The sequence below is a fragment of the Halothiobacillus sp. genome, from assembly GCF_028710545.1.
Taxonomy (GTDB): domain Bacteria; phylum Pseudomonadota; class Gammaproteobacteria; order Halothiobacillales; family Halothiobacillaceae; genus Halothiobacillus.
Genome location: NZ_JAQTTX010000038.1, coordinates 7,738 through 26,928, shown reverse-complemented (window position 1 = coordinate 26,928; position 19,191 = coordinate 7,738). Strand labels below are relative to the sequence as shown.

Below are 19,191 nucleotides of genomic sequence, written 5' to 3'. Positions count from 1 at the left end.
GCTCACGAATCAAAGACTTACGTCTTTGTTCGTGTTGGGGCATCCTGCCCCAAGCGGGACGCACTGAATAAATCAGCGCTTCCCTAACGTTTGGATATTGGGAACTGGTGTACTGTTTAGCTCTAGTTTGAGACTGATCGCAACCTGCGGTTAGCCGCGAGATCGTTGTAGAACCCGCATCCAATATTGCGTACTAAAACGCCGCAAAGTTACATGTTGCCAGATGGCCGACGGCGTTGACCGGAACCTGCCGGATGCGAGCGATTGCTGGTGTTGTTCCCTGAGTTATTCCCGGGACGATTTCCCGTATCTCTGCCGCCCTCTCTTTGGGGGCGATTGCCCGCTGCGGCACCACCAGGTGAACGGGGTTGACCGTCTCGCTGGGAACCGGCTGTCCGGGGTGCTTGGGCGGCATGACCTTGAGCGCTGCGTTGCGGGAAGTCGCGGCGGGGTTGGCGCGCGGCCTGTGGTTTGCGCAATGGCTCGGGCTTGGCATTCGGGTCCGGTTCGAAGCCGGGCACGATCACGCGTTCGAGTTTCTGGCGAATGGTGCGTTCAATGTCGGCCAGCAGTTTGTGCTCGTCCACGCACACCAGCGAGACAGCCTCGCCGCCCGCACCGGCGCGACCGGTACGACCGATACGATGCACGTAGTCTTCGGGCACGTTCGGCAGTTCATAGTTGACTACATGGGGCAGGGCATCGATGTCGATGCCACGTGCGGCAATGTCGGTCGCGACCAGTACCCGCAGTTTGCCGGCCTTGAAGGCACCGAGCGCCTTCTCGCGGGCAGACTGGCTCTTGTTGCCGTGAATCGCCATGGCGGGGATGCCGTCCTTGTCGAGTTGTTCGGCCAGACGATTCGCGCCGTGTTTGGTACGGGTGAATACGAGCACCTGTTTCCAGTCGCCGTCCACGATGAGTTGTTGCAACAGGGCCTTTTTGGCATCCCGATCGACCGGGTAAATCCGCTGTTCGACGCGTTCGGCGGTGGTGGTCTGTGGCGCGACTTCGACCTTGGCCGGGTTGTCGAGCAGATTCTGGGCGAAGGTTTTGATTTCCGGCGCGAAGGTGGCCGAGAACAGCAGGTTCTGCCTTTTCTGAGGCAGCAGGGCGAGCACGCGCTTGATATCGCGGATGAACCCCATGTCGAGCATGCGGTCGGCTTCGTCCAGCACCAGGATTTCCACACCGCCCAAATCCACGTTGCCCTGGCCGACATGATCGAGCAGGCGTCCCGGGGTGGCGACGAGGATGTCGAGCTTGCGTTGCAGACGGTCACGTTGCGGGTTGATGTTCACGCCGCCGAAAATCACCATCGAGCTTAGTTTCAGCTTTTGGCCGTATTGTTTGACGCTTTCTTCCACTTGCGAAGCGAGTTCGCGCGTGGGCGTGAGGACGAGCGCCCGGATACGATGCTTGGGCGCCGGGTGCAGAACGGGCAGGGTGGCGAGCCGTTGCAGCAAAGGCAAGGTGAAACCGGCAGTTTTGCCGGTGCCGGTTTGGGCTGCGGCCAGAAGATCCCGCCCGGACAAGACGATCGGGATCGCTTCACGTTGGATGGGGGTGGGATTTGTATAGCCGACGGCGTCGAGCGCGGCCAGCAACTCGGGCATCAGGCCCAGTTCAGCAAATGACATGGTGTTTCCAAAGGGTATCGGTAAAGAGGATAAGAAAGGAGGGGTATGAATGCGGCAAAGCCGAGCATCATACCTGATTGCGTCGGCCAGCAGGGTTTTGATTACTTTTGCCGGCTCAGCCGTTCGCCTTCGGCTGAGCACTGATGATGACGGCGCGCGTTTGTTCGACGATTTGTGTGATGGCCTCATCAACCAGCGCCTGACTCGCTGCTGCGAACTGTGTCGCGTTGTTCTGAGTGATGGGGCGGGTTTGGTCGAAGCGCCAGTGGGATTCGACGGTTCTGTCTGCGGGATTGGTCCACAGGCAGCTCATGACGAGATGAGCCTTGCCTTCGTTGCCGCTGAGGTCATGCTCCAGGCGAATAAGTTGGCAACGGAGGTTCACGGCCACGGGTGCGCTGGCGGAATTGGGTACAACGCCGGCCACCCAGGGTTGCTTGAGCAGGGTTTGTTCGATGGCATCGCTCAACATTTCGGCAGGGGCTGCCAACCAACGGCTGTTTCGATAGGGCGAGAGATTTTGTGCATCGCGGCTGTACATCATTTCCTGAGTTTCGAATCCATGTGCGGCTTGCAGTGTGCGCATCTGTATCAGATAGGAAGCATCTTTCCCTTGGGCGACAATCGCGGGGGTTTGCAGGTTCGTACTGTTGAGCCGGAACGTGTTCTGCGCTTCAGGTGGCTTGATGGGCAGGCTGCAACCAGCCAGTGCCAGACTGAGCATGCACAAGGCGGCGAGATAGGTAGAGGTTTTCGTGAGAGCTGATGGCCGCATGGTTAATCCTAGGTGTCTTGCTTATCTTGATCGGGATCGCATAAGGCCGAATCACGGCGACGGTGCGATTTGATTGGGACTGGCAGAGGTTTTCCCCTCACCCGGCCCCGGAGGAATGGGTGCCGCGCCATATAGTATCTGGCTTGGGTTGTCGTTGAGCTGGTTGACGAGCCGAGTCAACGCAATACTGGTTTCCTGAAGCTGCGACAGCAGGCCATCGAGTACCGGCAGGGTGCGCTGGTTGAAGTTGTTCAGTGTCTGATTGCCGGTCTGAGTCATGGCGATCGTATTGTCGCTGGCCGCGCTGACTTTGTTGGCCGCGATGTCTGTCGCTTTGAGCGTGGCATCAAGCCCCTGAATCGATTGCTTAAAGGTCTGGACGAGCTGCCGGGATTGATCGATCAGCTTGTTCGCCGATTGACTGGCGACGGCCGTGTTCTCCAAGGTTTTGCGCCCGGCAATAATGGCTGCGGAAATATCCGAGCGACGTTCGGCGAGCATCGCGGTCAGCGTGTCGATATGGTCTAGCGTGCTATCCAGTGTGGCGACATTCTTTTCACTGAATAACTGATCGAGACGGTCGCTGATGCGCGCGATCTTGACCATCGTGTCGTTAAGGCCACCTTCGAGCCGGGAAAATATCGATGGCTCGAAGGGAATGACCAGTTCGCCTTTGCTGTTGCGGTGGGTCAGTGGCGTGCTTGATTTGCCGCCGGTCAGATTCAGCACGCTCAAGCCGGTGACACCCTGTGGTCGCAGTTGCGCCACGGTATCTGCGCGAATGGGGACATTGGCGTCAATATCGACCCGGATGCGGATGCGGCCTGGGTTTTTATCATCGATCCGGATTTTTTTGACCTCGCCCACGTCCACACCGCGATAAAGCACATGACTGTTCTCGGTCAGCCCGGCCACGCTATCGGTCGCATAAATCACATACGGTGTGAATGATTGCTGCTTGCCACCGGTTACGAGCCAATAGGCAGTGGCCGCGAGGCCCAAGCCCAGCAGCAACACAAATAACCCGATGGCGGTGTAATTGATTTTCGAATCCATTAGGTCGTCTCTGCACTGGATGAGGATGGAGCGGTAGGGGGCTTTTCTGGCTTTGCCTGCTGTGATGCCAGCCAGTATGCTTGAGAGCGAGCACCTCGAAAATAGGCCTGGAGTTCAGGCTCGTCACGCGCTGCCAACTCGGCGGCCGTGCCAACGGCCAAAACCTTTTTCCGTCCGAGAAAAGCCACTTCGTCAACACCACGCCAGATCGAATCGAGATCATGTGTCGCCTGCAATACCGTGAGGCCGAGCGAATCGCTTAACGTGCGCACCAGTTCATCAAATGCGGCAGCACCGATGGGATCGAGCCCGGAGGTGGGTTCATCCAGCACCAGCAGTTCGGGATCGAGCGCCAACGCCCGGGCGAGCGCCGCGCGTTTGACCATACCGCCGGACAATTCCATTGGCAACTTGTGCGCGCTGTCGGCGGGCAATCCGGCAAGGAGGATCTTGCTCATGCCAAGATCGGTCAGCCAGTGCGGGTCGAAATGGCCGTGTTCCTTGATGGGCAGCAACACATTCTCCAGCACGGTGAGTGATGTGAACAAGGCGCCGCCCTGGAACAGCACGCCAATCCGTTCACGCAGCGACTGTCGTTGGGCATCGTCAGCCGAGCCGGTATCCACGCCGAAGAGCTTCAGCGAACCTGCATTGGCCTGACGGAGCATGATCAGCGTGTGGAGCAGGACGGTTTTTCCCGTACCCGAGCCGCCGACGAGGGCGCGAATCTTTCCGCGCTCCAGTTGGAAATCCAGCTCATCATGGACGCGATGGCTGCCGAACTCATTCACGATGCCGTGGGCATCAATGACCAGATCCTTTGAGCCGTTGTGGTTTGAGCCGGTTGCAGCCGTCATGCTCATTTCAGTAACCCATCAGGTTGTAGAGCACGGAAAACGCCGCATCGATGACGATGACCATGAAAATGGCCTGCACGACACTCACGGTCGTCGCGCGACCGACTTCCGCCGCGCTGCCCCGCACGCGCAACCCCTGCATGCAGCCGATCAGTGCGATGACGATGGCGAACACCGGTGCCTTGATCAGCCCTAGCCAGAGCGTGGTGAGCGATACGACTTCCGGTATTCGCTGGAAAAAGACCGAGAACGAGACGCCGTATCCGTAATTGGCAACCACGGCGCCACCGAGCAGACCCATGAGATCGGCAAATACCGAAAGCAGGGGCAGTGTCAGTGCCAGCGCCAGAACCTTGGGGAAAATCAGAATCTCGAACGGCGGCACGCCGATGGCACGCAGCGCATCGATTTCCTCGGTGATGCGCATCGTGCCAAGTTGAGCGGTATAGGATGAGCCGGTACGACCGGCTACGATGATCGCCGCGAGCAATGGCCCCATTTCTCGCAGGGTGATGATGCCCACAAGATTGACGATCAGGACGTTTGCCCCGTAGTTTTCGAGGGTGGCGCCGCCCTGGTAGGCCATCACCATCCCGATCATGAACGACAACAGGCCGACAATCCCGAGCGCCCGCACTCCGGCTGCTTCAATTTCGGCTAGGACGGCGCGCCAGCGGATGCGCCAGAAGGCCAGCAATAGCGGAAACCCACGCCAGACCAGTTCGCCCAGGAATGACAGGAATGATTTTGCTTCATGCCATTGGTCAACGGCCACTTCGCCCAATCGCGCTAACAGGGACGGCTTGTGTATAGGCGAAGGTGCGGAATCGACGAGTCGTTCGTCCAGCAGCGTGAGCAGGCCGGTTTCGCGTGAGGGAAACTCCGAGAGGTCAACCGTCAGGCCCGCTGCACGCCACTGCCTGATCCAGCGCGCCAGCACCAGTGCGGCGGAGCCATCGAAAGCAGTCATTTCGCTGCGCAATACGATTCGCGATTTCACGCCCTCTTTGACCGGGGTGTCGACCTTCGGCACATGGTGCAGGCTGCGGATCGTCCAGTCGCCACTGAGCAGCAGCACCGCGTTCTGCTGAACACCCATGTGCTGGTCATGGAGCCAGCGAACCTGGGGCGTCGCAGTGGCTGGAATGATCGTTTCGGCCGCTGTTGTCATGGGGTTGCGTCGGTATCTCTTGGTGATGATTGGTTAGGAGCTTATCATTCCCCCGAAAACCTGTCCGATCAAGCAATCAAAATTGGCGAATACGCTTCGCCAAGCACGTAAAGAGAACTACCGCGTGAGCAAACAACGCCTGCAAAAAATCCTGGCCACTCAGGGACTCGGCTCCCGTCGCATGATCGAAGGCTGGATCAGTGCGGGCGAGGTGAAACTCAATGGTGTCACGGCCCAATTGGGCGATGTGGCCGGGATCGGCGATGTCATCGATGTGCGCGGGCAGAAAATCACGGTATCCGACGAAGAGCCGATCCGACGGGTCATTATTTATCACAAGCCTGAAGGCGAGATCACTTCCACCTCCGATCCGGAAGGCCGCCCGACCGTGTTCGCCGCGCTCCCCGCCATTCGTCAGGGGCGTTGGATTACGGTTGGCCGCCTGGATTTCAATACATCCGGTCTGCTGCTGGCGACGAACGATGGCGAACTGGCCAACCGCTTGATGCACCCGAGCCATCAGATCGAGCGCACCTATGCCGTGCGTGTGCTGGGCGGCTTGACCGACGATCAGATCAAGCAGTTGACTACCGAAGTTCAGCTCGATGACGGTCCCGCCAAGTTTGATCAACTCAGTGACGCCGGCGGCACCGGGGTGAACCGCTGGTATCACGTGACCCTGCGTGAGGGGCGCAATCGTGAAATTCGTCGCATGATTGAAGCCGTGGGCGCCGTGGTTTCCCGTCTGATCCGCATCAGTTACGCAGGCATTCCGTTGCCACCACGCCTCAAGCCGGGGCGTGCGCAGGATCTGCCGCCTGAAATGGAAGATGCGTTGGTCAAACTGGTGGGCCTTCGCCCCGAAACCCGTCGCAAAGTGCAGGATGAAGACACCAAGCGGCGCGCGCTGAAACCTTATCGGGCGCGTGTGCAAACCGGCACGGTCGCCAAACGGCCTGCCGAACCGTTTCGCGTTCCTGCCCGCGCGCAGGCGCAAGAGGGTGCCGCTACCGCCAACCGACCGGCCGCTCGTCCTATTGAACGCGTGAAAACCCGTATGAGTCAGCCCGGAGAAGCTCGACCAGGAGAATCTCGACCGGTTCTGTCTCGCGCACGTCCTCAAGGGGCAGAAGCAGGCCCTGACAAGCGCAGCAAGCCCGCGCGTGCCGGTGGCAAGCCGATCCGTCGGGAGCGACAGGGAACGGCGCGCACTCCCGCTCCTGGGCGGAAGCCTTCTCGCGGCAGGTAAGCATCTGCAGGTGTTGCTCGTCGGGGGGCATCACGAAGGGCTTCCTTAACCGGCGGCGCGAGTCTATCATTCAACAATGATTAAATTTCCTTCCGAAGACCATACGCCAAAACCAAATACCGAGGGGCAGGATAAACGACCTGCTAGCGTCTCGACGATCAGCTTTACCGATCCCATTCAGTTGAAAAACCAGTTGCTGATCGCCATGCCCAGTTTGGACGATCCGAACTTCAACCATAGTGTGACCTACGTCTGTGAGCACAATGAAGAAGGGGCGATGGGTATCACCATCAACCGTCCGCTGGATGTCACCTTGGGTGATATTTTCGATCACATGAAGATTTCCTGCTCCAACTCGTCGATTCGCAGTCGGCCCGTGTTCATGGGCGGCCCGGTCGCGCTGGAACGCGGTTTTGTGCTGCATACACCGCATGGCGGCTGGGAATCGACGCTCGAAATTACCGATGAAATCGGCCTCACGACTTCCAAAGACATTTTACAGGCTCTGGCCGATGGTGCCGGCCCCGCGCGCGCCGTGATCGCCCTGGGCTATTCGGGTTGGTCCGAAGGGCAACTGGAGCAGGAACTGGCAGACAACACCTGGTTGACCGTTGCGGCGACGACCGAATTGATCTTCGATTATCCGGTCGAGGAACGTTGGGCCGCAGCGGCACGGAGTCTGGGTGTCGATATGAACCTGCTGTCCGGTGAAGCCGGTCACGCCTGAGTACGCCGCGAATCGCCATGACGGCTTCTGCCCCGCCCGGAACCTGGCTGGCATTCGATTACGGAGCATGGCGTATCGGTGTTGCCGTGGGTGAGCAAATGCTGGGCAGTGCGCGCCCATTGACCACACTGCATCATCGCAACGCGCATCAGATCCAATGGGATATCATCGGGCGTCTGCTGGATGAATGGCGTCCGGTTGGTCTCGTGCTGGGTTGGCCGGTAATGGATTCGGGCGAGACCTATCCCGTCGCCGAGTTTATCCGTCGCTTCGGTCGCAGGCTGGAAGGGCGTTTTAACCTGCCGGTTCGTTACGTTGATGAGCGCCTGAGTTCCGAAAATGCCCAGATGCTGCTTACCGCGCGTCATGGCAAGAATAAGGTGAAAAAATCGCCCGGCATGATCGACGCTCAGGCTGCAGCCATCATTCTGGAAACATTTTTCAGTCAAAGTCCGGTGCAATCGTCGGAGTATTCAGTGGAATCTCCTGCTGCACCTCAAGTAAACGGTACCTACACATGACATCCAACCCTGAAATTAAGTCGGTTGATCTATTGATTGACTCGTGTTTTTCCGAGTTGAAGCAGGCGGTCGATCAGGGAAAATTAAGCAATCCGCTGATGGTCGGCATTCACAGTGGCGGTGTTTGGGTAGCCGAAGCTTTGCACCAGCGCATGAAACTGGCCGAGCCGCTGGGCAAGCTGAACATCACGTTCTATCGGGACGATTTTGATACCCTGGGCCTGCATCCGCAGGTCTCGCCATCGTATTTGCCTGCCGATATCGACGGTCGTGACATTATTCTGGTCGATGATGTGCTGTACACCGGGCGCACCATTCGTGCGGCCATGAATGAGCTGTTCGATTATGGTCGCCCTGCGCGTATCTGGCTTGTGGTGCTGTTCGAGCGCGATGGCCGTGAACTCCCGATTGCCGCAGATACGGTCGGGCAGCGCGTGCATCTTGCGGCCGACCGGCAAATTCATGTCGATGGCCCCGATCCATTGAGCGCCCGTATTGTGACTCGTGAGGAAAATGCCTGATGGCCGTCAATTTCGTGCGCCCGAGCATACCCAAACTGGCGACTGATCCCTGGGCAATCCAGTTCGATGCGCAGGGACATCTCAAGCATTTACTGACCATCGAAGGTCTCGGCCCGACCTGGATTACGCGGATTCTCGATACGGCTGAGAACTTCATGTCGGTAACCGATCGTGAAATCAAGAAGGTCCCGCTGTTACGCGGGCGCACGGTGGTGAATCTGTTCTTCGAATCGTCCACGCGCACGCGCACGACCTTCGAGCTGGCGGCCAAACGGTTGTCAGCCGACGTGTTGAACATCAATCTTTCCACCTCGGCAACCACCAAGGGTGAAAGCCTGCTGGATACCCTGCGCAATATCGAAGCCATGCAGGCGGACATGTTTGTGGTGCGCCATGATCAGTCCGGCGCGGCGCATTTCATCGCCCGTCATGTGGCGCCGCACGTTTCGGTTCTGAATGCGGGGGATGGTTGGCACGCTCATCCAACGCAAGCGCTGCTGGATGCGTTCACGATCCGGCGAATCAAAGGTGATTTCGCGCCCTTGCGGATTGCGATTGTCGGCGATGTGAAACACTCTCGCGTCGCCCGCTCACAGATTCATGCCTTCAACTCGCTCAATGTGGGGGAACTGCGGGTGATCGGCCCGCGCACCCTCATACCCAATGACATCGAACCGATGGGCGTGCGCGTATTCCACGATATGCGCCAGGGTCTGAAAGACGTGGATGTCATCATCATGCTGCGCTTGCAACGCGAACGTATGGAAGGCGGACTGTTGCCGACCGAGCAGGAGTTTTATCGCTTGTATGGTCTGACCGAAGAAAAACTAAGGTGGGCCAAACCGGACGCGATCGTAATGCATCCGGGGCCAGCCAATCGCGGCGTCGAAATCGAATCCCGCGTTGCAGATGGCCCGCAGTCCGTCATCCTCGAACAAGTTTCCAACGGTATTGGCGTGCGTATGGCCGTGATGGCGTTGTGCATGAGTGCAGAATCATGATTCAAAATCCCCCTAACCTCGGTATTGATCTCGACCCCGTGCGGCATCCTGAAGGTTGTCGTCCGGGCATTGATTGCGACACCTGGCTCATTCAGGGCGCGCGGGTGTTCGATCCGGCTGACCAGCTTGATCGCATCGCTGATGTGTATCTGGCAGATGGCCGGATCGTGGGTATCGGTGATGCACCCGAGCAGTTCCCTCACACTCAGGTTCAAAAGATAGATGCCAAGGGGTTGTGGTTGATTCCCGGTGTCATCGATGGCTGGGCGCGTCTGCGCGAACCCGGATTGGAGCACAAGGCAACGATCGCCACGGAGACACTGGCAGCGGTCGCAGGCGGCATTACAACCGTCTGCATGCCGCCGGATACCGATCCGGTACTCGATACGATTGCCGTGGCGCGTTTTATCAAACGTCGGGCTCAATTGTCCGGTCGTGCCCGTGTGGTGGCGATCGGTGCGCTCACGCAAGGTTTGAAGGGTGAATTGCTGGCGGAAATGGCCGAATTGACCGAAGGCGGGTGCGTCGCCGTGTCCAACGCCCATTACCCCGTGCGCGATTTGCGTCTGTTGCGCCGGGCGCTGGAGTATGCCGCCACCTTCGATATTCTGGTCGTGATCCAGCCCGAAGACCCCTCCTTGAGCAAGCGTGGATGCGCGCACGAAGGGGCCATCGCCACCCGACTGGGCCTACCGGGAATCCCCGTGTCTGCCGAAACGGCGCCACTTGCCCAGTTGCTGGCGGTGGTAGCGGAAACGGGCGCACGCATTCACATCAACAATCTTTCCTCGCGTGCGGGTGTGCGCATGATTGCCCAAGCCAAAGCCGATGGCTTGCCGGTATCCGCCTCCGTGAGCGCGCATCACCTGTGGCTGTCCGAAATGGATACGGACGCCCTGTGTGGAAATACGCATGTTCAGCCACCTTTGCGCAGCTTGAGAGATCGGGATGCCCTGCGTGCCGGTTTAGAGGATGGCACCATCGATTGCGTGATTTCCGATCATCAACCGCACGAAACCGATGCCAAACTGGCGCCATTCCCGGCGACGGAGCCCGGAATTTCCGGTTTGGATACCTTGTTGCCGCTCGTGCTCAAGCTGGTCGACGAAGAGGGTTTGAGTCTTGCCAGAGCCCTGGATGCGCTGACGAGACGTCCGGCCGAACTGTTCGGTCTGAACGATTCGGGTCGAGTTGCCGTAGGCGCACGGGCCGATGTGGCATTGATTGATCCCGATGCATACTGGACTCTGGATGAGGCGACGATGCGTTCAGCCGGGCGGGATACCCCGTTTTTCGGTTGGGATTTTCGTCATCAAACCCGTGCCACCTGGGTGAATGGTCGCCTGGTTTTTGAACGCGCTACCTGAAATTGATTTGAATTTTGCTCTGAAGCTACGCCATGAAAGCGTCATATGTCGCTGACATGATCATCCACAAATAACTTCACCCCACCACCTAAGGAGAATGACGATGGCTTCGAAAATTTTGAGCATCATGCCTGCTGATGATTGGTACGCCCTGATCAGCGATGAGGACGATGGCATCGGCTACGAGCCCTTGACCTGTTTTGCGCTGGTACAGACCGAAGAAGAGGGTGTGCTTTCCACGGAAGTGCGTCCGATGGTGTGGGCAGATACGGCCGTTATGTTTGCCGACGAAATCGAAGGCTTCATGGATCTCGAGCGTATCGAGGAAATTGGAGATGACGATGACTTTGATCTGGACGAAGAAGAGCAGTAATCATCTGATTATTCATTGATTTTCTCGCGCATAAACCGCCGGTAACCCCGGCGGTTTTTTTGTGTTTACTTTTTGTGGCAACGGATTATTGGTACACAAACAACTATTTTTCACACAAGGTGCAAACGCCTCTTCTCAAGCTGAAAAAAACACGGTATAAGGCTGCGAAAATTCATCAATTCCTGAGGAACATACTGTGAGTAAAGACGATGATATTTCCGATCTCAACGAGCATTGGGAAGACGATGCCGAAGATTCGACCGATGCAGAACCCGAAGTGGAAAAGGTAAAACCGGTTGAGAACAAGGATGCTCGTCGTCGGCTTGACGATCTGCTGGAAATGACCCGCGTCAAGCGGCTGATAGAGGATGATTTTTAAACGGAATCCCTCGCCATCTTCGAGCCGGTTTTAACGGCGACCGGTGAGGGTGCGCCACAGAATTCGCGCCATTGCCGTGAGCCGATCCATGAGCTTCGGGCTTCTGCCGCCGGTATAGGCGGTGGCCGGATCAACCTGAACCTCGCGGAGTACCTGCTCGGTACGTGCAATACAAAAACGGTAGGTCATGCCGGACAGCCAGGGCTTGCCCAACACGGCAGATGCCTGGAGTAAATCCCGGCTGCGACGGATGTAGCGTTCGCACAGGCGGCGCCAGGCGAAATCCACCGTTTGTTGCTCGAAGTGATCCGCATCCACTCGGTATTCGGCCAGTTCATTCACAGGCAGGCGCAGCGGTTTGTTTGCCTGATGATCCGTCCGGGCGCAAAGCAAGCCATCCACCAGCAGGAGCGCCATGATCAGGCCATCGATTTGAGCGGCTTTTGCCGGGTCACTAGCTCCGATCTGATTGTGGTGACCGGGCCGCAGTCGGGGTAGCTGTTCTCTATAAAAACTCATGAGATCCGCGAATCCCTCCAATGGCTCTGAAGGATGTATGTCATGAATTGAAATCGGCCATGGTAGAAATTCGAGTACGGATCGTGACATGGATTGCAGCCTTGGATTTTGAGTGTTGGTTTTAAGTGTGGATTTTTAGTGTGGGTTTGATGTTGGCGAAAGTAAGGCGAGCAGATCGGTAGGGTTCGTCAGGATGACATCGGCCAGCCAGTCCTCGATAGGGCGTTCACCGTCCAGATAACCCCAGCGGACGGCGGCCGAGGGCATATGTGCAGCGCGGCTGGCTTGAATGTCGCGCTCATGGTCGCCCACATACATGATGCGTTGTGGCGGAAGCCGTAGATGCCCCGCGGCATAAATGAGCTGATCGGGGTAGGGTTTGCGCCGGAGCAGGTCATCGCCCGCGATCACTACCGAGGGATTCAAATCAAGTGCCTTTAACAGTTGCCGGGTTAAAAAACCTGGCTTGTTGGTCACGATGCCCCAGTGCATTCCTTGCTGATTCAACCAGTTGATCACTTCATCGAACCCCGAGAACAGGTGCGTTTCACCCGCAATATCCTGCTGGTAGAGTTGCAGGAAACGGTCACGAAGAATATCGAAGCCTTGATCATCCGGACCGAGCTGAAAGCCGATTTCCAGCAGCCCCCGCGCGCCATTGGAGACCTGCGGGCGAATCTGCTCGAAAGGCAAGGGGGGCAGGTTGCACTCCAATCTCAGGCGATTGAGTGCAAGCGCCATGTCGGGTGCCGTATCAATCAGAGTTCCGTCGAGGTCGAACAGCACGCCTTGAATGGGCCAAGTTAGATTGGAGGACAGCTTTGCATCAAATCTCATGGCGACGGCAGGCCATGAGATAGTTTACGTCCAGATCCTGCGCATTCAGGGCATACGAACGGGTGAGGGGGTTGTAGGTAATGCCGCTGAACGCCACGGGAGTGAGCCCGACCTGACGGGCCATGTGTGCCAGTTCGGACGGCTTGATGAACCGCTTGTGATCATGCGTGCCACGAGGCACCAATTTGAGCAGATATTCTGCTGCAACAATGCCGAATAACCATGATTTCGGATTTCGATTCAAGGTGGATAAAAACACCCATCCGCCCGGTTTAACCGCTTTGGCCAAAGCTTGCACAATAGACTCGGGTTGGTCGACGTGTTCCAGCATTTCCATGCAGGTGACCTGATCAAAGGTACCTGCCTGCGTTTCGGCAAACGAAAGAATGTCTTCCAGGCGATAGTCGATATTCAAGCCATGTTCATCCGCATGCGTTTTTGCCGCTTGCAATGCATCGGCAGCCAGATCAAGTGCCGTAACCTTTGCGCCTTCCTGCGCGAGCCCTTCGCTCAGAATCCCTCCGCCGCAACCAACATCGAGCACGCGTGCACCGGACAGTGCGGCATATTGGCTTATGAACCGGATGCGTAAGGGGTTGATGGCGTGAAGCGCGGCAAATGCACCGTCCTGATCCCACCATTGGTCGGATAATTGGTTGAACTTAATCAGCTCATCGGCGCGGGCACTTGATTGGGCTGTCATATGATTTTTCTCGACAAGGAAGAGGGAGTGAACAGCTCGATTCCGGTTAGGGGCTGGCCGCATTAGCGTGTTTATTCTAGCAGCCTGTCGTGTTTTGAGTCGCGTATACCCGAGGAAGGTTTCTGCTTTTATGATAAGCTCAAATAAAGGGGGCTCGAATCCCCTTTATTTGTTGTATCTTTATTTATATTACGTCACTAGATGCATTGGTCAGGAGCATCACACCATGAATATTCAGATGAGAGCAGCCAAATGAGCAGCCATTTGATGTCTACCTATAACCGGCAGCCGGTTACGTTTGTTCGTGGCGAGGGTGCGCGCTTGTGGGATGAGGCTGGGCGCGAGTATCTGGATGCATTGAGCGGTATCGCAGTGACAGGGTTGGGGCACGCCCATCCTGATATCAGTGAAGCCATTTGTGATCAGGCACAGACCCTCATTCATACATCCAATGTCTACGGGGTGCTCTGGCAATCCCGACTGGCCGACAAGTTGGCCGAGATTTCCGGCATGGAATCGGTGTTTTTCGCCAATTCCGGGGCGGAAGCGAATGAGGCTGCAATCAAGCTGGCGCGACTGTTTGCGCATCAACGGCAGATCGAAAATCCGCAGATTCTGGTGATGGAAACCAGTTTTCACGGCCGGACGCTGGCCACGCTTGCCGCGACCGGGAATCCGGCCATCCAGAAGGGGTTCGAGCCCTTGGTTGCCGGCTTCCTGCGCGTGCCCTATGGTGACCTGGAAGCGATCGAGCGGATGGCAGCGTTACACGACAACATCGTGGCTGTTCTGGTCGAGCCTGTTCAAGGCGAGGGTGGTGTCCGTGCGGCGCCCGAGGGATATTTGCGTGGTATTCGTGCATTATGTGATCAGCATGACTGGTTGATGATGGTCGATGAAGTGCAAACCGGCATCGGTCGTACCGGGAAGTGGTTCGGCTTCCAGCATGAAGAAGGCTTGTTGCCTGATGTCATGAGTCTGGCCAAAGGTCTCGGGAACGGTGTGCCGATTGGCGCTTGTCTTGGCGCAGGGAAGGCCGCGACCCTGTTCGCGCCGGGCAATCATGGTTCGACTTTTGGTGGCAACCCCCTGGTTTGTCGAGTTGCACATACGGTTCTGAGCGTGATTGAGCGGGACCAGCTCGTTTCACGTGCGGCACAGTTGAGTGAGCGCATTCGCAGTGGTTTGCGGGCGGTGTTTGCCGGTCAGTCCGCTGTGCTTGAACTGCGTGGTCGGGGCTTGATGATTGGCGTTGTGTTGGATCGGCCCTGTGGCGAATTGGTGCGACTGGCCCTGGATGAGCGGTTGTTGATCAACGTGACGGCAGGTTCCGTGATCCGGTTGCTGCCTCCGTTGATCATGTCCGATGAACAGGCCGATGACCTCGTAAAGCGCCTGGGAGACGTGGTTCTTGCCTGGTTGGATGCCAACGCGACTCAGGTAACGGACTAACGTGCAGCAGGACTCGCACAGGGTGCCGGCTGGGGGCATTCCTCACATTATTTATTGTTCAAATTTTATTGGGGTGATTGGCACTGAGCCTGTTGCCCGGTAGGTAGAGATTTTTTATGTCAGTGCGTCATTTCTTGAGTTTGCTGGATTATTCTCAGGCGGACTATCGTCGAATTCTTGCTCGGGCCGATGCGCTCAAGAAGGCCTATGATGCGGGCATTCGCCCGGCCACCCTCCGTCAGCGTGTCTTGGGGATGATTTTTGAGAAAGCATCGACACGGACGCGATTGTCCTTCGAGGCGGGTATTGCCCAATTAGGCGGTACGGCCATCTTCCTGTCGCCACGTGATACCCAATTGGGGCGGGGCGAGCCGATCGAGGATTCCGCTCGGGTCATTTCACGGATGGTCGATGCGGTCATGATCCGTGCAAAAGATCACCACATGGTGGAGCAATTTGCCGCTTATTCCCGTGTACCCGTGATCAATGCGCTGACCGACTTGAACCACCCCTGCCAGCTGCTGGCCGATGTGTTCGCTTTTGAGCAGAATCGCGGCTCGATTCAGGGCAAACGCGTGGCGTGGATCGGTGACGGTTTCAATATGTGCCATTCGTATATCAACGCAGCACAGGTATTCGATTTCGAGTTGATGATCGCCACCCCGGAGGGTTATCAACCGGATCCTGCTGTTGTGGCTGCCGCGGGCGATCGTGTGCATATCGTCCGAACCGCACATGAAGCCGCCTCCGGCGCCGATCTTGTCGTTACCGATGTCTGGGCCAGTATGGGGCAAGAAGACGAGCGGGAGCGCCGCTTACGGGATTTCAAGACCTTTGTGATCGACAGTGACGTCATGTCGCGTGCCCATTCCGATGCCTTGTTCATGCATTGCCTGCCCGCTCATCGTGGTGAAGAAGTAACGGCAGAAGTCATTGACGGCCCGCAAAGTGTCGTTTGGCAGGAGGCGGAAGCACGCCTGCACACACAGAAGGCCTTGCTTGAGTTTCTGATTTTGGGCGATGTATCTGATGATGTCGGCAACCCGGCCGCCTGATCGGGTTCGGCGCATTGTCGGCCCGGCCATGAACGCTGAGTATCAACCGGCATGAATACGCCCTTGCAGTCAAAGGATGTTGCCATGGAAACGGCTACCGCTGTTTTGAGTCCTCAGCAGGTTCTTGTCCACGGACTGCGTAACGCCGTGCCCTACATTCGTGAGCACGAAGGCAAGGTTTTCGTGGTGGCCTTTGGTGGGGAGGCGTTGGACGAGCCTGAGTCATTCAATCGTGTGGTGCGTGATCTGGTTCTGTTGGCGGATCTGGGCGTTCGTTTGGTTTTGGTGCCCGGTGCACGCCCCCAGATCAATCGCCGCCTGGCCTTGGCTGGTTTGGAACCCAGATTCCATCAGGGATTGCGCATCACCGAGTTCGAAATGATCGATCCGGTGACTGAGGCAGTGGGTGCATTGCAGTTCGATCTGCTTTCCTGGCTATCGACCCGGCTGAGTATGTCGTCGGGTTCGGGCCTAGCGCAACGCGTGCTGACCGGCAACTTCGTGACCGCGCGCCCGATGGGTGTTATCGATGGCGTTGATCTGGGCTTTACCGGTGCCGTGCGCCGAGTCGACGTAGACGGCATTCGTGATGCGCTGGGCGATGGATCGATCGTGGTGCAGAGCAACCTCGGTTTTTCGCCCACCGGCGAGCTGTACAATTTGCGCGCCGAAGAAGTGGCGGAGTCGCTGTCTGTCAGCCTCGGTGCCGACAAACTCATTTTCCTGACCGATCCTGTAGATGATTTACCTTCGGTTATGGGGCTGGCGGACGTACACCAGCTTCTGTCGCAATCCGGATCAACGCTATCGGATGAGTTCCGTTTGCATCTGGAAAGCGCGATACGTGCCTGCTCTCGCGGTGTGGATCGTGTTCATCTCGTCGACCGTGAAGACGATGGCGCGTTGCTGGTCGAACTCTTTACCCGCGATGGTTGCGGCACGCTGATTTCTGCCGAGCCCTTCGAGCGTATTCGGGCGGCCAGTCTTGATGACATTGGCGGCATCGTCGCGCTGATTGAACCCTTGGAGCAAACCGGCGTTCTGGTTCGTCGGTCGCGCGAACAGCTTGAGTTGGAGCTGGATCGTTTCGTGGTGATTGAACGTGATGGCGATATCATCGGTTGTGCCGCTCTTTATCCTTATCCAGAATCCCAGTCGGCCGAACTGGCTGCTCTGGTGGTTCATCCCGCTTATCAACGGGGTGGTCGGGCAGGGCGCTTGCTGAGCTTCCTTGAGTTGCGTGCCCGGTCCATGGGGCTGAAATCGTTGTTTCTTCTATCGACGCAAACCATGGCCTTCTTCAAGGAAAAAGGGTTCGTGGCTGAAAACATCTCTGCTCTGCCAACGGAGCGGCAAGCCTTGTACAACTTCAAGCGCAATTCCAAAATCTACCGTAAGTGGATCTGAATCATTCCTTGACGACCTCGTCGTCATCTTCATGGTTGGACAGTGTTCGACTGGTCATGCCGGCCGCCAGCGCAGATGAATATGCAAGCAGCCAGATTCAGGAGGCGCGTAAGCTTTCCATCCCGATAATCGGTACGGAAGAAGTGCTCGATGTCCAGCCGGATCATTTCGTTCTCATGCATTTTGAAGGCTGTTGGCAGCTGTTTCCGCCAAAAGGCAGCGATATATTTGGTCGCCATGCCCTCTGTATTGATTTCGTTCAGAATGCCCGTTTCAATCAACCAATGGCTTTGCGTGAACCCCTGGCAAAAGCGGCCGGTTTGCGTGCCAATCGCCGTCCAATGGTCATCGATCTGACGGCAGGTTTGGGCCGTGATGCCTGGGCGTTAGCCAGTACGGGGTGCACGGTGTTTGCCTTCGAACGACATCCACTGATTCACTTTCTGTTATCTGATGCGTTGATGCGCGCGCGGTTGGATTCCAAGACCCATGAGATTGCATCGCGTATCCATCTCTATGGTTCGGATGCCCGAGCGGCATGGCCTGACACAATCAAGCCCGATGAACATACGGTTTGGTTGATGGATCCGATGTTTCCGGAGCGGCAGAAATCCGCGCTGGTGAAAAAGGATATGCGCATCTTCCATGAGCTGGTGGGTGCAGATGCCGATGCCGATGCCCTGTTTGCGTGGGCGCGTCTGCAACCGGCGAATCGGTATGTGGTCAAGCGTCCACCGCATGCGCCCGCTTTGGCGGGTGCTATGCCTGCAATGAGCATCAGTAGCGGTCGGGTGCGTTTTGATTGTTATATCAAGCCGACGCCTTCCATCTCGCAGTAACAGTCGATCGTTGGCGGCGCGCCGGATGTGATCCTTACTCGGGGCGGCGCAGCACCATTTGCGGGAATGGGATGGCGATGTTTTCTTCATCGAATCGTTGCTTGATTTGCTCACGAAGTTCCGTTTGAACCGCCAATATGTCGCTGGCATTAACCCAAACGCGGACCAGCAAGTCGATGCTCGACGCGCCAAAATCATTGACGAGCACGAGTGGTGCAGGTTCGGGCAGTATCCTGCTGTCTGCCGCACAAAGCGACGCGATGATTTCTTTTGCTTGTCTTGGATCGTTCGCGTAATCGATGCCAACGGCAATTTCGATCCGACGCGTGGGATGGGTGCTGAAGTTTTTGATCGGGCTGTTGTATATCGTGGCATTGGGCACAATGATTTCAACATTGGTCGGATCGGTCATGCGGGTTTGAAAAATACCAATTTCCTTAATCGTGCCCATTACATTAGCGCCATCGACGAAGTCACCGATCTTGAACGGGCGAAAAATAAGGATCATCACGCCCGCTGCAAAATTCCCCAACGACTCCTTGAGTGCAAGGCCAACGGCAATACCGGCGGCACCGATGAGGGCTACCAGTGATGTTGTGTCGAGACCCAGTTGAGACAGGGCTGCGACCGCAATGAAGAGCAGGAAAATAGTGCGAGCGATGGAGACGATAAAGCCAATCAGCATGACATCTATGCGTGTTTTTCGTAATACGCGCTCAAGCCAGGGTACGGTCCAGCGGCT

At 57.0% G+C, this 19,191-nt stretch carries 21 protein-coding genes; 12 read left to right on the top strand and 9 right to left on the bottom strand.

Features of this window, described 5'->3' with window-relative positions; translation table 11 throughout:
• Nucleotides 1-209: 209 nt before the first annotated feature.
• The 5 genes from PHD44_RS08855 to PHD44_RS08835 form a co-directional block, all read right to left on the bottom strand.
• Nucleotides 210-1,640 (bottom strand): DEAD/DEAH box helicase, encoded by a 1,431-nt coding sequence (locus PHD44_RS08855; RefSeq protein WP_300190545.1) that lies wholly within the window; start codon nt 1,638-1,640, stop codon nt 210-212.
• A gap of 115 nt (nt 1,641-1,755) precedes the next feature.
• Entirely contained in the window at nt 1,756-2,415 is a 660-nt protein-coding gene (locus tag PHD44_RS08850; RefSeq protein WP_300190542.1) for an ABC-type transport auxiliary lipoprotein family protein, read from the bottom strand.
• A 51-nt stretch (nt 2,416-2,466) separates the two neighbouring features.
• Nucleotides 2,467-3,471 (bottom strand): MlaD family protein, encoded by a 1,005-nt coding sequence (locus PHD44_RS08845; protein WP_300190540.1) that lies wholly within the window; start codon nt 3,469-3,471, stop codon nt 2,467-2,469.
• Entirely contained in the window at nt 3,471-4,328 is an 858-nt protein-coding gene (locus PHD44_RS08840) for an ABC transporter ATP-binding protein (protein ID WP_300190537.1), read from the bottom strand. The genes PHD44_RS08845 and PHD44_RS08840 overlap by 1 nt, the downstream gene beginning before the upstream one ends.
• A 7-nt stretch (nt 4,329-4,335) precedes the next feature.
• A complete protein-coding gene (locus PHD44_RS08835) occupies nt 4,336-5,499 on the bottom strand; it encodes an ABC transporter permease (protein WP_300190535.1) in 1,164 nt (387 codons plus the stop codon).
• 124 nt (nt 5,500-5,623) lie between these two features.
• On the opposite strand from PHD44_RS08835, the gene rluB reads away from it, so the two are divergent.
• The 8 genes from rluB to PHD44_RS08795 all read left to right on the top strand — a co-directional run bounded on the left by rluB (nt 5,624) and on the right by PHD44_RS08795 (nt 11,637).
• Nucleotides 5,624-6,748 (top strand): 23S rRNA pseudouridine(2605) synthase RluB, encoded by a 1,125-nt coding sequence (gene rluB / locus PHD44_RS08830; protein ID WP_300190531.1) that lies wholly within the window; start codon nt 5,624-5,626, stop codon nt 6,746-6,748.
• Nucleotides 6,749-6,824: 76 nt separating this feature from the next.
• A complete protein-coding gene (locus tag PHD44_RS08825) occupies nt 6,825-7,475 on the top strand; it encodes a YqgE/AlgH family protein (protein ID WP_300190529.1) in 651 nt (216 codons plus the stop codon).
• A gap of 17 nt (nt 7,476-7,492) precedes the next feature.
• The gene (ruvX, locus tag PHD44_RS08820; RefSeq protein ID WP_300190527.1) at nt 7,493-7,996 is read left to right on the top strand and encodes a Holliday junction resolvase RuvX; all 504 of its coding nucleotides are present in this window, start codon (nt 7,493-7,495) and stop codon (nt 7,994-7,996) included.
• Complete coding sequence (gene pyrR, locus PHD44_RS08815; RefSeq protein WP_300190524.1) at nt 7,993-8,517, top strand: bifunctional pyr operon transcriptional regulator/uracil phosphoribosyltransferase PyrR; 525 nt, start codon at nt 7,993-7,995, stop codon at nt 8,515-8,517. Before ruvX ends, pyrR begins: the two co-directional genes overlap by 4 nt.
• A complete protein-coding gene (locus PHD44_RS08810) occupies nt 8,517-9,518 on the top strand; it encodes an aspartate carbamoyltransferase catalytic subunit (protein ID WP_300190522.1) in 1,002 nt (333 codons plus the stop codon). The genes pyrR and PHD44_RS08810 overlap by 1 nt, the downstream gene beginning before the upstream one ends.
• A complete protein-coding gene (locus tag PHD44_RS08805; RefSeq protein ID WP_300190520.1) occupies nt 9,515-10,885 on the top strand; it encodes a dihydroorotase in 1,371 nt (456 codons plus the stop codon). The genes PHD44_RS08810 and PHD44_RS08805 overlap by 4 nt, the downstream gene beginning before the upstream one ends.
• A 103-nt stretch (nt 10,886-10,988) precedes the next feature.
• The gene (locus tag PHD44_RS08800; protein ID WP_300190517.1) at nt 10,989-11,258 is read left to right on the top strand and encodes a hypothetical protein; all 270 of its coding nucleotides are present in this window, start codon (nt 10,989-10,991) and stop codon (nt 11,256-11,258) included.
• Nucleotides 11,259-11,454: 196 nt separating this feature from the next.
• Nucleotides 11,455-11,637, top strand: a complete 183-nt coding sequence (locus PHD44_RS08795) for a PA3496 family putative envelope integrity protein (protein ID WP_012824218.1) — start codon at nt 11,455-11,457, stop codon at nt 11,635-11,637.
• Nucleotides 11,638-11,667: 30 nt separating this feature from the next.
• Here the strand turns inward: PHD44_RS08795 and PHD44_RS08790 are convergent, their stop codons facing one another.
• The 3 genes from PHD44_RS08790 to ubiG form a co-directional block, all read right to left on the bottom strand.
• Nucleotides 11,668-12,156, bottom strand: coding sequence for a hypothetical protein (locus PHD44_RS08790; protein ID WP_300190512.1), 489 nt, complete (start codon nt 12,154-12,156; stop codon nt 11,668-11,670).
• 135 nt (nt 12,157-12,291) lie between these two features.
• On the bottom strand, nt 12,292-12,993 hold the full coding sequence (locus tag PHD44_RS08785; RefSeq protein WP_300190508.1) for an HAD family hydrolase: 702 nt from the start codon (nt 12,991-12,993) through the stop codon (nt 12,292-12,294).
• Nucleotides 12,983-13,696, bottom strand: a complete 714-nt coding sequence (ubiG, locus tag PHD44_RS08780; RefSeq protein WP_300190505.1) for a bifunctional 2-polyprenyl-6-hydroxyphenol methylase/3-demethylubiquinol 3-O-methyltransferase UbiG — start codon at nt 13,694-13,696, stop codon at nt 12,983-12,985. Before ubiG ends, PHD44_RS08785 begins: the two co-directional genes overlap by 11 nt.
• Before the next feature lie 201 nt (nt 13,697-13,897).
• Between ubiG and PHD44_RS08775 the strand changes: the two genes are divergently transcribed.
• The 4 genes from PHD44_RS08775 (at nt 13,898) to PHD44_RS08760 (ending at nt 18,449) form a co-directional block, all read left to right on the top strand.
• On the top strand, nt 13,898-15,148 hold the full coding sequence (locus PHD44_RS08775) for an acetylornithine transaminase (protein WP_300190502.1): 1,251 nt from the start codon (nt 13,898-13,900) through the stop codon (nt 15,146-15,148).
• Between the two features lie 116 nt (nt 15,149-15,264).
• Entirely contained in the window at nt 15,265-16,203 is a 939-nt protein-coding gene (gene argF / locus PHD44_RS08770) for an ornithine carbamoyltransferase (RefSeq protein WP_300190500.1), read from the top strand.
• A gap of 84 nt (nt 16,204-16,287) precedes the next feature.
• Complete coding sequence (gene argA / locus PHD44_RS08765; protein ID WP_300190497.1) at nt 16,288-17,610, top strand: amino-acid N-acetyltransferase; 1,323 nt, start codon at nt 16,288-16,290, stop codon at nt 17,608-17,610.
• A gap of 8 nt (nt 17,611-17,618) precedes the next feature.
• Nucleotides 17,619-18,449, top strand: a complete 831-nt coding sequence (locus PHD44_RS08760; RefSeq protein WP_300190494.1) for a class I SAM-dependent methyltransferase — start codon at nt 17,619-17,621, stop codon at nt 18,447-18,449.
• A 34-nt stretch (nt 18,450-18,483) separates the two neighbouring features.
• On the opposite strand, the gene PHD44_RS08755 is transcribed toward PHD44_RS08760, so the two are convergent.
• Nucleotides 18,484-19,191, bottom strand: a 708-nt coding sequence (locus PHD44_RS08755) for a mechanosensitive ion channel domain-containing protein (RefSeq protein ID WP_300190491.1), incomplete at its 5' end; no start/stop codon positions are given.

Excerpts from the sequence above, each read along its gene's own strand:
- PHD44_RS08855 (WP_300190545.1), bottom strand. The coding sequence starts at position 1,640 with ATGTCATTTGCTGAACTGGGCCTGATGCCCGAGTTGCTGGCCGCGCTC.
- PHD44_RS08850 (WP_300190542.1), bottom strand. The coding sequence starts at position 2,415 with ATGCGGCCATCAGCTCTCACGAAAACCTCTACCTATCTCGCCGCCTTG.
- PHD44_RS08845 (WP_300190540.1), bottom strand. The coding sequence starts at position 3,471 with ATGGATTCGAAAATCAATTACACCGCCATCGGGTTATTTGTGTTGCTG.
- PHD44_RS08840 (WP_300190537.1), bottom strand. The coding sequence starts at position 4,328 with ATGACGGCTGCAACCGGCTCAAACCACAACGGCTCAAAGGATCTGGTC.
- PHD44_RS08835 (WP_300190535.1), bottom strand. The coding sequence starts at position 5,499 with ATGACAACAGCGGCCGAAACGATCATTCCAGCCACTGCGACGCCCCAG.
- PHD44_RS08825 (WP_300190529.1), top strand. The coding sequence starts at position 6,825 with ATGATTAAATTTCCTTCCGAAGACCATACGCCAAAACCAAATACCGAG.
- ruvX (WP_300190527.1), top strand. The coding sequence starts at position 7,493 with ATGACGGCTTCTGCCCCGCCCGGAACCTGGCTGGCATTCGATTACGGA.
- pyrR (WP_300190524.1), top strand. The coding sequence starts at position 7,993 with ATGACATCCAACCCTGAAATTAAGTCGGTTGATCTATTGATTGACTCG.
- PHD44_RS08810 (WP_300190522.1), top strand. The coding sequence starts at position 8,517 with ATGGCCGTCAATTTCGTGCGCCCGAGCATACCCAAACTGGCGACTGAT.
- PHD44_RS08805 (WP_300190520.1), top strand. The coding sequence starts at position 9,515 with ATGATTCAAAATCCCCCTAACCTCGGTATTGATCTCGACCCCGTGCGG.
- PHD44_RS08800 (WP_300190517.1), top strand. The coding sequence starts at position 10,989 with ATGGCTTCGAAAATTTTGAGCATCATGCCTGCTGATGATTGGTACGCC.
- PHD44_RS08790 (WP_300190512.1), bottom strand. The coding sequence starts at position 12,156 with ATGAGTTTTTATAGAGAACAGCTACCCCGACTGCGGCCCGGTCACCAC.
- PHD44_RS08785 (WP_300190508.1), bottom strand. The coding sequence starts at position 12,993 with ATGAGATTTGATGCAAAGCTGTCCTCCAATCTAACTTGGCCCATTCAA.
- ubiG (WP_300190505.1), bottom strand. The coding sequence starts at position 13,696 with ATGACAGCCCAATCAAGTGCCCGCGCCGATGAGCTGATTAAGTTCAAC.
- PHD44_RS08775 (WP_300190502.1), top strand. The coding sequence starts at position 13,898 with ATGCATTGGTCAGGAGCATCACACCATGAATATTCAGATGAGAGCAGC.
- argF (WP_300190500.1), top strand. The coding sequence starts at position 15,265 with ATGTCAGTGCGTCATTTCTTGAGTTTGCTGGATTATTCTCAGGCGGAC.
- argA (WP_300190497.1), top strand. The coding sequence starts at position 16,288 with ATGGAAACGGCTACCGCTGTTTTGAGTCCTCAGCAGGTTCTTGTCCAC.